Origin of the sequence: Pseudomonas sp. MEJ108 (assembly GCF_030208985.1) — a bacterium.
GTDB classification, from domain to species: domain Bacteria; phylum Pseudomonadota; class Gammaproteobacteria; order Pseudomonadales; family Pseudomonadaceae; genus Aquipseudomonas; species Aquipseudomonas fragariae.
Genome location: NZ_JARVSW010000011.1, coordinates 80,682 through 94,700, shown reverse-complemented (window position 1 = coordinate 94,700; position 14,019 = coordinate 80,682). Strand labels below are relative to the sequence as shown.

At 57.1% G+C, this 14,019-nt stretch carries 12 protein-coding genes; all 12 read right to left on the bottom strand.

From position 1 onward, the window contains the following. Nucleotides 1-70 precede the first annotated feature (70 nt). Complete coding sequence (locus QRN50_RS06020) at nucleotides 71-433, bottom strand: ComEA family DNA-binding protein (RefSeq protein ID WP_024640829.1); 363 nt, start codon at nucleotides 431-433, stop codon at nucleotides 71-73. A 159-nt stretch (nucleotides 434-592) separates the two neighbouring features. After that, nucleotides 593-2,587 carry a polysaccharide biosynthesis protein gene (locus tag QRN50_RS06015; protein WP_003404223.1) on the bottom strand — a complete coding sequence of 665 codons (1,995 nt, stop codon included), beginning with the start codon at nucleotides 2,585-2,587 and terminating at the stop codon, nucleotides 593-595. Between the two features lie 104 nt (nucleotides 2,588-2,691). Next, complete coding sequence (locus QRN50_RS06010; RefSeq protein WP_024640830.1) at nucleotides 2,692-3,702, bottom strand: MraY family glycosyltransferase; 1,011 nt, start codon at nucleotides 3,700-3,702, stop codon at nucleotides 2,692-2,694. Next, on the bottom strand, nucleotides 3,695-4,675 hold the full coding sequence (locus tag QRN50_RS06005) for a UDP-glucose 4-epimerase family protein (RefSeq protein ID WP_003404227.1): 981 nt from the start codon (nucleotides 4,673-4,675) through the stop codon (nucleotides 3,695-3,697). Before QRN50_RS06005 ends, QRN50_RS06010 begins: the two co-directional genes overlap by 8 nt. A 199-nt stretch (nucleotides 4,676-4,874) precedes the next feature. Then, a complete protein-coding gene (locus QRN50_RS06000; RefSeq protein WP_060400091.1) occupies nucleotides 4,875-6,317 on the bottom strand; it encodes an MBL fold metallo-hydrolase RNA specificity domain-containing protein in 1,443 nt (480 codons plus the stop codon). 415 nt (nucleotides 6,318-6,732) lie between these two features. After that, nucleotides 6,733-6,975 carry a lipopolysaccharide assembly protein LapA domain-containing protein gene (locus tag QRN50_RS05995; protein WP_024638886.1) on the bottom strand — a complete coding sequence of 81 codons (243 nt, stop codon included), beginning with the start codon at nucleotides 6,973-6,975 and terminating at the stop codon, nucleotides 6,733-6,735. 24 nt (nucleotides 6,976-6,999) lie between these two features. Continuing rightward, nucleotides 7,000-7,296, bottom strand: coding sequence for an integration host factor subunit beta (ihfB, locus tag QRN50_RS05990; RefSeq protein ID WP_002554561.1), 297 nt, complete (start codon nucleotides 7,294-7,296; stop codon nucleotides 7,000-7,002). 320 nt (nucleotides 7,297-7,616) lie between these two features. Further along, nucleotides 7,617-9,308, bottom strand: a complete 1,692-nt coding sequence (rpsA, locus tag QRN50_RS05985; RefSeq protein ID WP_002554562.1) for a 30S ribosomal protein S1 — start codon at nucleotides 9,306-9,308, stop codon at nucleotides 7,617-7,619. Between the two features lie 121 nt (nucleotides 9,309-9,429). Then, nucleotides 9,430-10,119 (bottom strand): (d)CMP kinase, encoded by a 690-nt coding sequence (cmk, locus tag QRN50_RS05980; protein WP_096127232.1) that lies wholly within the window; start codon nucleotides 10,117-10,119, stop codon nucleotides 9,430-9,432. After that, nucleotides 10,116-11,720: a prephenate dehydrogenase/arogenate dehydrogenase family protein gene (locus QRN50_RS05975; protein ID WP_096127231.1), complete on the bottom strand. Its 1,605-nt coding sequence runs from the start codon at nucleotides 11,718-11,720 to the stop codon at nucleotides 10,116-10,118. Before QRN50_RS05975 ends, cmk begins: the two co-directional genes overlap by 4 nt. A 57-nt stretch (nucleotides 11,721-11,777) precedes the next feature. Beyond that, on the bottom strand, nucleotides 11,778-12,872 hold the full coding sequence (gene pheA / locus QRN50_RS05970; protein ID WP_003404232.1) for a prephenate dehydratase: 1,095 nt from the start codon (nucleotides 12,870-12,872) through the stop codon (nucleotides 11,778-11,780). Further along, entirely contained in the window at nucleotides 12,872-13,957 is a 1,086-nt protein-coding gene (gene serC / locus QRN50_RS05965) for a 3-phosphoserine/phosphohydroxythreonine transaminase (RefSeq protein ID WP_024638884.1), read from the bottom strand. Before serC ends, pheA begins: the two co-directional genes overlap by 1 nt. Between the last annotated feature and the right edge of the window lie 62 nt (nucleotides 13,958-14,019).

Sequence of the window (14,019 nt, the reverse complement as noted above, 5' to 3'; positions counted from 1 at the left end):
CCCGGCGAGAGTTTATAAACACACAGGCCGATCATTGATCGGCCTGTGTGTTTAACGGATGAAACGCTGATCAGTCGATTGCAAGCTTTTCGCGATTCCTCTCCAGAATGGCCTTGCCGATTCCCTTTACCTCGATCAGTTCATCAATCGACGTAAAATCGCCGTTGGCTTCCCGGTAAGCCACAATGGCATCAGCCTTGTTCTTGCCGATTCCCACCAGTTCTTTCTGCAGTGTCTGCGCATCGGCAGTATTGAGATTGACCCTGTCCTTGCGTTGCTCATGCGCCATAGCGGGCGCTGTGCCTTCCAGCATCGGCGAATGGGATACCGCGGGCTCTGACATGGCGGGCTGAGACGCAGGGGCGGCGTTGACCGCAACCGAGGCACTGGTGAGCAAGGCAAAGATCAAGGCACTGAAGATAGGGGTTCGCATAGATAAAGCTCCATAGCAGTTCAAGGCAGCATTCCACATGCTGTGCCTGAAACTTAGACCAGCGTCCCCCCTTGGAAAAGCAGTCGAGCGTTGCTGCCTGTTGCCGGATCGTTCAACGTATTTCCGCCTCTGCCCGGCACCCCGACAGCACGGATGAAATCACGTTTCGCCGCTGCGTTCCTGATACATCCAGTCAACGATTTCACCCTCTGGCGTATATCCGTTTACCGTTTCGCGCAGCAACTGACGCACGCTGGTGTAATCGTCGCGGTCGACCGCATCCAGCAGTTTTGTCAGGCGGCCTTTCAATACATCCCACGGCAGGCAATCTTCGTTTGCACTCATGATCATCGGGTGCTCGGTGGCAACCACGTTGTCGCCGATCAACAGCTCTTCATAGAGTTTTTCGCCAGGACGCAGCCCGGTGAACTCGATGGAGATATCACCGTGTGGGTTTTTCTCCGAGCGAATGGCCAGACCGGACAGGTGGATCATCTTCTCGGCCAGTTCGACAATCTTGACCGGCTCACCCATATCGAGAACGAAAACGTCGCCGCCATGCCCCATGGAGCCCGCCTGAATGACCAACTGAGCGGCTTCGGGGATGGTCATGAAATAGCGGGTGATCTTGGGATGCGTCACCGTCAGCGGCCCGCCTGACTGGATCTGCTTGTGGAACAGCGGAATCACCGAACCGGACGAGCCCAGCACGTTGCCGAAGCGAACCATGGTAAAGCGAGTCTTGTTGACCTGATAGACATTGGCCTTGTCGCCGAAGATCACTGGCGCGGTTTCGCGGCTCAGTGCCTGCAATATCAATTCGGCGAGGCGTTTGGTGCTGCCCATCACATTGGTCGGGCGGACCGCCTTGTCTGTAGAGATCAGGACGAAGTTGGACACCCCTGCCTGCAACGCCGCCTGGGCGGTATTGAGCGTACCCACGACATTGTTGATGACGCCTTCGGCAATATTGTGCTCGACCATCGGCACATGCTTGTAGGCCGCAGCGTGATAGACCGTGTCGACTTTCCAGGTTTTCATGATCGACAGCAGCTTGGGGTGATTGCGCACCGAACCGAGGATGGGCAGCAATTTAACCGAGAGTGACTCGCGAGCCGAGCGCTGTTCAAGCTCCGAAAGAATGCTGTAGAGATTGAACTCGCTATGGTCCAGCAACAGTAACTGGGTAGGTTTCAGCAGCAGTATCTGTCGGCACAGTTCAGAACCGATCGAGCCGCCTGCGCCGGTCACCAGCACCGTTTTGCCCTTGATGCAGTGCTCAAGCAGGTTATCGCGGGCCGGGACTGCATCACGCCCCAGAAGGTCTGCGATGTCGACTTCCTGAAGGTCGTCGACCTTGACCCTGCCAGCGGCCAGGTCCATGAAACCCGGAACGCTTCGTACGTGCAGCGGAAAGCCTTCCAGAAAACCGAGGATTTCCCGACGTCGCCCACGCGACGATGACGGGATTGCCAACAGGATTTCCTGAGCCCCCGTGGAATCTATCATTCGCTGGATGTTTCGCGGTTTGTAGACCTGAAGGCCGGAAATGACCCGGTTGGAAATCGACTCATCATCATCGATGAACGCCACCGGATGCATCAGACGCCCCATGCGCAATGCAGCGACCAACTGGTTTCCCGCAGCACCAGCGCCGTAAATGGCGACCTTTTGCAAACCGTTGTCGCTCTTGGCGAAGGGCACGTGCTGCGCTGCAGCGAACCAGTCGCCGAGAAAGTACTGCCGCATGGCCAGTCGCAGACCGCCAATCATGACCATGCTCAGCCACCAGTAATTGAAGATCACCGAGCGCGGGACCAATTGCTGGTGATTACTGTAAACGTAAACCATACAACCAAGGATCAACGACGACATCGTGACGGCCTTGATGATGGCAATCAGCGCATCATTGCCGAAATAGCGCATCACTGCACGGTACATGCCGAACCGGATGAACAGCGGGATAGCCGCAACAGGCGCACTGATGAACAGCCAGGTGTGCTTCTCGAGAGGATTGATCAGCTCATCGATACCCAGTCGTACGACAAACGCCATCCACAGAGCCAGCCAGACCAGAATAACGTCGGCAGCAACCTGAATTATTCGTTTTTTGCGGCGTGGTAGAGCCAGTAACCTGGCCCGCAACCTGCTCATCAATTTTTTTATGCTCCGTTATGCTACCGGTTGCAACATGACCTGAAATCGGTATCAGTGAAACAGCTACGTGTCTGAGACAACCAGAAAAACACTTCGTTACCTTATTCTGCCTTGCCGGCGTGGAACTTCAACGCCAGTAGAATCAGCGGGCTGTAGGCAACTACCGCCCATATAAGCCCTTCTCCATCGCCCAGCGCAACCCATAGTGCAATGGGCAGCAACCAGACAAGATTGATCAGCCCCACTGCAAGCGTAACCGGCACATGCCTGCCGTAATGACGCGACGCAAACTGATACGCGTGGCTGCGATGCGCCTCGTAGAGCCTTTCTCTGCGTAACAGGCGTCGCACAAGGGTTACGGTCGCGTCGACGATAAACACTCCCAGCAGAATCAACCAGGACCAGAATAACTGAGGTGAGGCCCAGGAACCCTGAATGGATAGCACACCGAGCGCTATGCCGAGGAAACCGCTGCCCGCATCGCCCATGAATATCTTCGCCGGAGGGAAGTTCCAGTAGAGGAATCCCGCCGCGGCAGCGCCCAGCATGAGTACCTCCCAGGACAGTCCGGCGTGGCCGCTCAACGCATAGATAATGCTCATGCCCAGACATACCGTGACCGCCTCGATACCGGCGATACCGTCTATTCCGTCCATGAAGTTGTATAGGTTGAGCATCCACACCAGATAGAACGCCGCGAGCACCTGCCAGAGCGGCCCTGCGTCGAACGTCCAGCCCATGAACTCAAGCGGAGCGAGCCCGCCCAGCCAGAACAAGGCCCAGGCAGCCGCAGCAAAGTGCCCCAGCAGGCGCCATCGTGCGGCGATATGCCCGTGATCGTCCATGAAACCGATCACAGCCACCAAGCCTCCCGAGCCAACGATTGCGACAAGCGCAGAGGACGGCAGATGACCGGCCCACCCCAGGACAGCCATCGCCATGATGAAAGTGATGACGATGGCAACGCCGCCGCCTCTGGGCGTGGGCATGGAATGCGAACTTCGGGCGTTTGGAATGTCGATCAGACTTTTGGCAAGCGCATACTTGCGCAGCAACGCCGTTAGAATCAGAGACAGAAAGGCAATAGCGATTACCGACAGCCACTCAATCATGCTTGTCGTGTTCCAGATAATATCGAGCAGTGTCCTGCATGGCGTGTTCAATACTCACAGGTGGATGCCAATCCAGCATCGTACAGGTTTTACTGATATCGACCTGCAGCGAGTTGCACAGCCGTTGTGAAAAAGCTTTCTTGCCCAACAGTGCTGCAGCCGCTTTCAACAGCGAGGCCGGCACCGGCAGCAGCCGGGCAGGTTTGCCCAAGGCCTTGCCCATTTCGCGCAGCAGCCTGGACGTGGACAGATCGTCCCCGTCACTGACCAGAAACGTCTGGTCAGCCGCAGCAGGATGATCGACACAGACCGTCACCAGATCTGCCAGATTATCCACCGCCACCAGGCTTCTGCGATTATCGATGGACCCGAGCGGCAACGGCAGCCCTTTGTCCAGCCAGCGCATCATGCTTCTGAAATTAGCCTTGACCCCCGGACCGTAGACCAGCACCGGTCGAATGATCACCACCTGCATACCGGTGCGGGCAGACAACTCGCGCAAGCCCTCCTCAGCCCTGTGTTTTGACACGCCGTAGGCATCCAGCGGAGTGCACGGGTCGCTGGCCGTGAATGGCGCACCCGCAAGCGTAGACTCGCCATTGGCCTTGATGGAACTGATAAAGATGAAGCGCTTGACGCCTGCCGCTGCGGCCTGCTCGGCCAGATTCAGGGTTGCGGTGACATTGGCGCGAAAGTACTCCTGATCCGGTGCGTCGGCGGTCTCATTGAGCACATGAACTCGCGCAGCACAATGAATCAGCACATCCGCGCCGGTTACAAAGCTTGCCCATTGATTATCCGGTGCCAGTGATTGTGCACTGACAACATCGATGCGCGGGCTGGAAACGACATAAGCGCCCCGGACTGCAACCCTCACAGAACAGCCTGTGCGCTCGATCAGCCGACGAACCACGGCACTGCCCACGAAACCTGTCGCACCTGTTATTGCAACCAATGCAACATCACCGCTCATGCAAACACGTCCTTCCAAATCGGCCAAATATTGCTCAAGTAACGCTTTTTGACAACTGAAATATCGTTAATCCATTTTATAACTTTCATGATGACGCTCAACGTGCAACAGGAACAATTCACAATAATCAGGCCCGGGCACTCACTTGCAAACATTCGATTATCGCGTCAGCCGACAACTAAGGTGCTCATCGTGCTTTTCAAGGGATGAGCAGTTCCAACGGGCGTTTTTCGAGCGAGTACTTACGACTCAGAATATTACCCAGCACCTTTTTCGCCGCCGCCTCGCCATGCACCAAGCGAATCTGCGTCGGCCACTCTTTCATCCCCGTGACGAACTCGACCAGTTCGACCTGATCGGCGTGGGCAGAATAGCCTTTTGCGGTATGGACCCCCGCTTTTATATCAAAGCGCTCGCGATCCAGCTCTACATAGCCACCCGACGGGCCGTGCAACTGAATGGCCTCGCCCGGTGTTCCCTTGCCCTGATAGCCGACAAATACCACGTTATGTCGCGTGTCGCCGAGCATGGCTTTCAGGTAATTGACGATTCTGCCTCCGGCACACATACCGTTACCGGCAATCACGATGGCCGGACGCGCCGTGCTGGCCAGGTAGTTGACCGTGCGCAGGTGCTCCTCATGAGTATCGACGGTAACCAGTTGTTCGAAACCCAACGGCTTTCTGCCGACGCCGAGCCTCAGCCGGGCATCCTCATCCCAATAGTCTTCGAACGACTGATAGACCCTGGTAAAACGACTCGCCAGAGGCGAATCAAGGATGATCGGCAACCTCGACCAGTCTGCGCACGGTACGTCACCGTCATCCAGGTGCTCACTGTTCCCGGCGCAATGATCCAACGGCATCTTGCGTCGCAGTATGTCTTCCAGCTCGTAGAGCAATTCCTGGGTTCGGCCGATGCTGAACGCTGGTATCAGGACGGTCCCGTTATCCTCCAGCGCCTTGTCTATGATGCGCTCCAGCCCTTGCTGACGAATGCTGCGATCTTCGTGAATACGATTGCCATAGGTGCTTTCCAGGACCAGCACATCCGCGCGCTCGGGCGGCTTCGGCGCAGGCAGAAACGGTGTATGGCTTGCCCCCAGGTCACCGGAAAATACCACCCGCACAGAACGCCCTTGTGCAGGGTATTGAAGATCACACTCTATATAGGCCGAACCCAGTATGTGTCCGGCACGCTGCAAGCGGACCCGGCAATGCAGGGATTCGTTGTCGACCAGACTGAACCATTCATTGAATGGCAAAGCGATGATTCTCTTGTTGATGACGTCCAGGTAGCGCGCGACTTGCCCGGGGTCGTGTGCAAATTCGATTTTCAGGAGATCTTCCATGACCAGTGGCAACAGATGGGCACTGGGCTCACTGCACAGTATCGGCCCCTTGTAACCGGATGCCAGCAACTCGGGAATACGCCCGACATGGTCATTGTGTACATGGCTGATCAACAGCGCCCTGATAGCCTCGGGATCGAATCCGAATGAAGCCGTCCCGGACCGTCTGCCGCGCTCCTGCACCGACCCACAGTCAATCAGCAGGCTGCTCGATGCATTCATGTGCAGTTGATGACACGAGCCCGTTACTGTATCGACAGCGCCGTGATGAATGATTTGCGGGTAGGACATGCAGTCACCTTTTCTTGCCAGCCTGCTCTGAATATGCGGAACATCCGGTAGCAGGTCTGAACATTAAGTTTCGGCGCATTCTGCACTTGAACGATTCATTTTCAAGCCTTGACACAAGGCGGTCAGGGCAGCAGTAATCGACGCTGAAAATGAATATAACCCGCACCCCCTTTAAAATGGGTACGCGAATTAAAAAAGCGAATATTCCTACACGGCGAAGTAACTACTCTTCATATAAGCGAAGAATAAACCGACAGAATTATAAGGCTACTTTTTCAAAAAAAATCGTTTGAAGACACAACGAAGCGCGCCAACTCAGCGGCAGCGCATGTTGCTTCATGAACAAAAGGGAGTGAAAGACGCGCGCTATCGTGTCGCCAGATCGATCTCCGACGACGAATATCATCAACGCTGCTCAGACAGAGCGAGGGGAAGGTGTGCGCTTTTTACGAAGGCTGGCTAGCCACGCCAGTACCGGGCCGATGACCATGCCCACGAGCAAGGCAAGGACAACAGGCAATGCCAGAGGAAGCTGAGGCGCCGACCAACCGAAAAACGTCACGGCGACAGACTGCCGATTCTCAAGCACAAACACGGTGGTTGCCAAAACAACGAGCAACACGGCGACGATCAAAATGACTCGTTTGAAGATACGCATCTGGTGATCCTGTGGTGAATGGCTTTAAAAGCCCTCTTCTTCATCCTCGTTGACCCGGTCCCGCAGCTCTTTGCCCGGCTTGAAATGCGGGACAAACTTGCCATCGAGACTGACCGACTGACCGGTCTTCGGGTTGCGCCCTACCCGCGGTGCGCGGTAATGCAGCGAGAAGCTGCCAAAGCCCCGAATCTCGATTCGGTCTCCGGTTGCCAGGCACTGGGACATTTGTTCAAGCATGGTCTTGATGGCCAGCTCGACATCCTTGGATGAGAGCAGCCCTTGATGGGTGACAATTCGTTCGATCAACTCCGACTTCGTCATATTTTTCCCTTCTTTTTCAAGCAGCTAGATCAGCGCTTGGAAGGTTTTAGCATGACCGGATGAATTTGAACAGCCCATCTATTGACTTATGTTCAACACCGTCTAACCAGGCATGAACAGATTACAGCGACATGACAGGAGAGCGGTACCGGAAGGGAGCTGGAGCAATAGACGAATAAGACGGCCTGAGAGGCCACTGGAGGCGTTTAATGACTCGGACTGTGCGTGAGAGCAAGCCAGAAGCATCCGAATCCGTAGGGCCTGAACGGCATAAACAAAAAAGGACGACCGAAGTCGCCCTTTTTTTGGTCAAGCAGAACTTAGTTCTGTTTTTCCATTTGCGCGCGCAGCAGGTCACCAATAGTGGTAGGACCAGTGCTTTCAGCGACTTCAGGCTTGCTACGCAGGCTCTGGATCGCTTCTTTCTCGTCTTCAACGTCTTTCGACTTGATGGACAAGCTGATTACGCGGCTCTTGCGGTCAACGCTGATGATCTTGGCTTCGATCTCTTCGCCTTCCTTCAGAACGTTACGCGCGTCTTCAACGCGGTCACGGCTGATTTCGGAAGCCTTGAGGGTCGCTTCGATGTCGTCGGCCAGAGTGATGATGGCGCCTTTGGCGTCAACTTCTTTAACGATACCGCGAACGATGGCGCCCTTGTCATTGACAGTGACGTACTCGGAGAACGGATCGCTTTCCAGCTGCTTGATACCCAGCGAGATACGCTCACGCTCAGGATCAACCGACAGGATCACAGTGTCGAGCTCGTCGCCCTTCTTGAAGCGACGTACGGCTTCTTCGCCCACTTCGTTCCAGGAGATGTCGGACAGGTGAACCAGACCGTCGATGCCGCCGTCCAGACCAATGAAGATACCGAAATCGGTGATCGACTTGATGGTGCCGGAGATTTTATCGCCCTTGTTGAACTGGCCAGAGAAATCTTCCCATGGGTTGGATTTGCACTGTTTGATGCCGAGGGAGATACGACGACGCTCTTCGTCGATGTCCAGAACCATGACTTCCACTTCGTCGCCAACCTGAACGACTTTCGAAGGGTGGATGTTCTTGTTGGTCCAGTCCATTTCGGAAACGTGTACCAGGCCTTCCACGCCTTCTTCCAGCTCTGCGAAGCAGCCGTAGTCGGTCAGGTTGGTCACACGCGCGGTAACGCGGGTGCTTTCCGGGTAGCGAGCCTTGATAGCAACCCATGGGTCTTCACCCAGTTGCTTCAGACCCAGGGAAACACGATTGCGCTCACGATCGTACTTCAGGACCTTGACATCGATCTCGTCGCCAACGTTGACGATTTCCGATGGATGCTTGATACGCTTCCAGGCCATGTCGGTGATGTGCAGCAGGCCATCGACGCCACCCAGATCGACGAATGCGCCGTAATCGGTGAGGTTCTTGACGATACCCTTGACTTGCTGACCTTCCTGCAGGGACTCGAGCAGAGCTTCGCGCTCGGCACTGTTCTCGGCTTCCAGGACACTGCGACGGGAAACGACAACGTTGTTGCGCTTCTGGTCCAGCTTGATGACCTTGAACTCGAGCTCTTTGCCTTCCAGGTGAGTCGTGTCACGCACAGGGCGGACGTCAACCAGAGAACCAGGCAGGAACGCACGGATGCCGTTAACGTCGACAGTGAAGCCGCCTTTAACCTTACCGTTGATAACGCCCTTGACCACTTCTTCAGCTGCGAAAGCCGCTTCCAGAACGATCCAGCACTCGGCACGCTTGGCTTTTTCGCGGGACAGCTTGGTTTCGCCAAAGCCATCTTCGACCGCGTCCAGCGCAACGTGAACTTCATCACCGATCTTGATGGTCAGCTCGCCAGCGTCGTTGTGGAACTGTTCCAGCGGGATGAGGCCTTCAGATTTCAGACCGGCGTGAACCGTAACCCAACCTGCCTGGTAGTCGATATCAACGATAATCGCGGTGATGATCGAACCGGCCTGAAGGTTGAGGGTCTTTAGGCTTTCTTCAAAAAGTTCTGCAAAGCTTTCGCTCATTTTAATTCCTGTTGATCAAGGGCGAAGGATACGCCCATCTGCCACGCTCCAGACAACGTGGGTTTCGTTCAAGTAAAAGAAAGCCTGCGGGACTATGACTGGTCTCCCACACGCCTCTTCGTCATCCGGCAATACCGCGAAGCGCGATTTCACTCAGAATGCGTTCCAGCACCTGTTCGATGGACAATTCAGTGGAATCCAGCTGTATGGCGTCGTGCGCCGGCTTCAACGGTGCTACCGCTCGCTGGGTGTCACGCTCGTCGCGTACACATATCTCATCTAGCAGACTCGACAGACTAACATCATCGCCCTTGGCCTTCAACTGCAAGTAACGTCGACGCGCACGCTCCTCGGCACTGGCGGTGAGGAATATCTTCAGCGGTGCATCCGGGAAGACCACGGTGCCCATGTCTCGACCGTCCGCGACCAGGCCCGGCTCTTCCTGAAACGCGCGCTGGCGCAACAGCAACGCATCGCGCACCGCCGGCAGCGAGGCCACCTGCGATGCGCCGCTGCCGACCTGTTCGTTGCGAATGGCGTGGGTGACGTCCTCGCCTTCCAGAATGATGCGCTGCCCCTGCCCTGCCGCAGTCGCCTCGAACTGAACATCCAGATGAGCGGCCAGGAGCTTGAGCGCTTCTTCATTGGTCAGGTCGACACCGTGATTGCGCGCCGCGAAAGCCAGCAGGCGATACAACGCGCCGGAGTCAAGCAGGCACCAGCCGAGCTTTCTGGCCAGCAACCCGGCGACCGTGCCCTTTCCGGAACCGCTGGGTCCGTCGATGGTAATAACAGGAGCTTTGATTTTCACTTTTTGTCCTCTTGCGCTACACGCATGCCAACTTGAGCGCACAGCGCCAGAAAATGGGGAAACAATGCGGCGGCATCCGCGCACGCCTGAATACGGATGGGCGCCGAAGCCCTCAACGATGCAACGCGAAACGCCATGACGATACGCTGATCACCGCGAGCATCAACCTCGCCGCCACCCGGCACACCGCCTTCGATAATGATGCCATCCAGCACGGATTCGACCTCGATGCCGACAGCCAGCAAACCGTCAGCCATCAGCCTGACGCACTCTGCCTCATCGGCTTGCAGGGCCTGCGCGCCGCGCAGAATGGTACGCCCTTCTGCGCAGGCTGCGGCAACAAGAAGCACCGGAAATGCATTCAGCGCCAGAGGCACCAGCGCTTCGGGGATGTCAGCGCCTTTGAGCCGGGCCGAGCGAACGTGCAGGTCAGCGACCGTTTCATCCGCCAGCTTGCGGACGTTCTGCAGCACGATATCGCCGCCCATCAGGCGCAAGATATCGATCGCCCCCTCGCACGAGGAACTGACGGAAACGTCCTCTAGCAGCAGGTCACAGCCTTCACTGATCGACGTCGCGACCATGAACAGCACCGCCGACGTCACATCCACCGGCCCTTTGATGCGATGACTGACACCCTCCGCAGCCCCGCCGTGAATCGCACGAGGCTCGCCAGCTGAGCTATCGACACGGGCACGGCTGGCGAGGATTCTGCCAAAGTGCTCTCTCGCTGCGCGCGCGCGGGTAAATACGTCCATCAACTGCGCGCCGTCACCGGCATCCACTGCGTCGCGCAAGGCGTCGAGATCGGTGCGAAAGCTGTCCAGAGTGCGCAGTACAGCATCACGGTTGGCCATGAAAATGTCATGCCACATGGTCGGATCGCTGCCTGCGATGCGCGTGAAATCACGAAACCCGCCTGCGGCATACCTGAATATGTCCAGGTTTTCGTTGCGCTTGGCCAGCGAATCGACCAGACCGAATGCCAACAGGTGCGGCAGATGGCTGGTGGCAGCCAGCACCTCATCGTGGCGCTCGACCTGCATGCGCTCTACGTCAGCCCCCAGGGCAGACCACAACTGGTCGACAATCGCCACCGCATGAGGATCGGTTTCAGCCAGCGGCGTGAGAATGACCTTATGGCGACGAAACAGCGCCGCATTGGACGCCTCGACGCCGCTCTGCTCGGAACCGGCAATCGGATGGCCGGGCACGAAGCGCGACGGCATGTGCCCGAACGCCTGACGTGCAGCCCTCACCACATTGCCTTTGGCGCTGCCGACATCGGTCAGGATTGCCTGACCCAGATCGATAGGCGCCAGCAGCGCAAGCAGCTTCTCCATGGCCAGTATCGGCACTGCCAGCTGAATCACGTCCGCACCACGGCAAGCGGTGGCAAGGTCAGCCTCACAACGGTCCACGACCCCCAGCTCGACCGCCAGCTGTCGCGACTGTGGATCAAGATCGACACCGACCACCTCGCGACATAGCCCGCTTTCGCGTACGCCCTTGGCAAAGGAACCGCCAATCAGCCCAAGCCCGACGACCACCAGTCGACCGATCACCGGCCGTACTGAATGTTCTGCAATCACATCAACCACGCGAACATACCTGACAGCCCGGCAAGGTAAAAAACAAATGCATCATGGAGCGCGCCCTCAGAGAACCGCCTTCGGGTAGGAACCCAACACCTTCAAGGCCACCGCCTCACTGCTGATTTGCTCCAGCACGGCCTTGACCAGCGGATCCTTGTGATGCCCGACGAAGTCGATGAAGAACACGTAGGTCCACTTGCCACTGCGCGAAGGACGGGTCTCGATCCGTGTCAGGTCCAGGCCATTCTCGTGGAACGGCACCAGCAGCTCGTGCAGCGCGCCCGGCTTGTTGCTCATCGACACAATGATCGAGGTCTTGTCATCCCCGGTCGGCGGGACTTCCTGATTGCCGATAATGAGAAAGCGCGTGGAATTGTCCGGACGATCTTCGATCTTTTCCGCCAGCCGGGTCAGGCCATACAGACCTGCCGCCATATCGCCGGCGATGGCCGCCGAGTTCCACTCGCCCTTGACCCGTTTGGCAGCCTCGGCGTTGCTGGCAACGGCGACGCGCTCGACATTCGGGTAATGGGCATCCAGCCATTTACGGCACTGGGCCAGTGACTGAGCATGGGAATAGATGCGCGTGATGCTTTCGGTCTTGGTGCTTTCGCCCACCAGCAGATGGTGGTGAATGCGCAGTTCGACTTCGCCGCAGATCACCATGTCGTGCTCAAGAAAGCTGTCGAGGGTGTGATTGACCGCGCCCTCGGTGGAGTTTTCCACCGGAACCACGCCGAAATTCACGGCACCGGCGACCACTTCGCGAAACACTTCGTCAATTGCGGCCATCGGCAGACTGATGACTGCGTGCCCGAAATGCTTCATCGCGGCGGCCTGGGTGAACGTCCCCTCAGGGCCAAGATAGGCGACCTTGAGCGGCTGTTCCAGCGCCAGGCAGGAAGACATGATTTCGCGGAACAGACGCGCCATTTCTTCGTTGCTCAACGGTCCGCGATTGCGTTCCATGACTCGCCTGAGCACCGCAGCTTCTCGCTCCGGACGATAGAATACAGGCACCTCGCCTTCAGCCAGCGAGGACATCTTGACCCTGGCCACTTCCTGGGCACAGCGGGCACGCTCGCTGATCAGTTCCAGAACCTTCTCATCGAGGCTGTCGATACGGACGCGAAGCGCCTTGAGTTCTTGCTCGGACATCAGCCGTGCTCCTTCTCGAAGTCTTTCATGTAGGCCACCAGCGCATTGATGGCGTTGATATCGATCGCGTTGTAGATGGATGCACGCATGCCGCCTACCGAACGATGGCCCTTGAGGTTGAGCAGGCCGTTTGCATCGGCACCGGCCAGGAACGACTTGTCGAGACGATCGTCAGCCAGACGGAACGGGACGTTCATCCACGAACGATCAGGCTTGTTGATCGGGTTGCTGTACAGCTCGCTGGCGTCGATGAAGTCATACAGCGTGCGCTGCTTGATTTCGTTGCGCTTGCCGATCGCTTCGACACCGCCCTGCTCTTTCAGCCATTCGAAGACCAGCCCGGACAGATACCAGGCCAGGGTCGGCGGCGTGTTGTACATCGAACCATTGTCGGCCGCGACCTTGTAGTCGAGCATGGTCGGGCACAGCGAGCGAGCGCGGCCCAGCAGGTCTTCGCGAATGATCACCACCACGATACCGCTGGGGCCGATGTTCTTCTGGGCGCCGGCGTAAATCATGCCGAAACGCGAGATATCCAGCGGACGCGAGAGGATGTCCGAAGACATGTCGGCCACCAGGGGCACGTCGCCGGTTTCCGGAATCCAGTTGAATTCCAGGCCGCCAATGGTTTCGTTCGGCGCGTAGTGGACGTAGGCAGCGTCCTTGGACAGCTTCCACTCGTTCTGGCCGGGAATGGCGAAGTAATCGTAGGCCTTGGCGCTGGCCGCGACGTTGATTGCGCCGTAGCGCGAAGCCTCGTCGATAGCCTTCTGCGACCAGATGCCGGTGTCGATGTAATCGGCCTTGCCATTTTCAGGCAGCAGGTTCAGCGCAATCTGGGCGAACTGCTGGCTGGCACCGCCTTGCAGGAACAACACTTTGTAATTCGAAGGAATGGACAGCAGATCACGCAGATCCTGCTCGGCCTTGGTGGCAATGGAGACGAACTCATCACTGCGGTGGCTCATTTCCATGACGGAAAGGCCTTTGCCATGCCAGTCGAGGAGTTCCGCCTGGGCACGCAGCAGAACAGCTTCAGGAAGCGCAGCAGGACCTGCGCAGAAGTTAAAGGCTCGCTTGCTCATATCCACTCTCGTCAAATACGTTGGGTCTGTACGCGCTTGTTTCTGGTTACTTGCCACGAGCA

Coding starts and splice junctions, on each gene's coding strand:
- QRN50_RS06020 (WP_024640829.1), bottom strand. CDS start 433: ATGCGAACCCCTATCTTCAGTGCCTTGATCTTTGCCTTGCTCACCAGT.
- QRN50_RS06015 (WP_003404223.1), bottom strand. CDS start 2,587: ATGAGCAGGTTGCGGGCCAGGTTACTGGCTCTACCACGCCGCAAAAAA.
- QRN50_RS06010 (WP_024640830.1), bottom strand. CDS start 3,702: ATGATTGAGTGGCTGTCGGTAATCGCTATTGCCTTTCTGTCTCTGATT.
- QRN50_RS06005 (WP_003404227.1), bottom strand. CDS start 4,675: ATGAGCGGTGATGTTGCATTGGTTGCAATAACAGGTGCGACAGGTTTC.
- QRN50_RS06000 (WP_060400091.1), bottom strand. CDS start 6,317: ATGTCCTACCCGCAAATCATTCATCACGGCGCTGTCGATACAGTAACG.
- QRN50_RS05995 (WP_024638886.1), bottom strand. CDS start 6,975: ATGCGTATCTTCAAACGAGTCATTTTGATCGTCGCCGTGTTGCTCGTT.
- ihfB (WP_002554561.1), bottom strand. CDS start 7,296: ATGACGAAGTCGGAGTTGATCGAACGAATTGTCACCCATCAAGGGCTG.
- rpsA (WP_002554562.1), bottom strand. CDS start 9,308: ATGAGCGAAAGCTTTGCAGAACTTTTTGAAGAAAGCCTAAAGACCCTC.
- pheA (WP_003404232.1), bottom strand. CDS start 12,872: ATGTCCGAGCAAGAACTCAAGGCGCTTCGCGTCCGTATCGACAGCCTC.
- serC (WP_024638884.1), bottom strand. CDS start 13,957: ATGAGCAAGCGAGCCTTTAACTTCTGCGCAGGTCCTGCTGCGCTTCCT.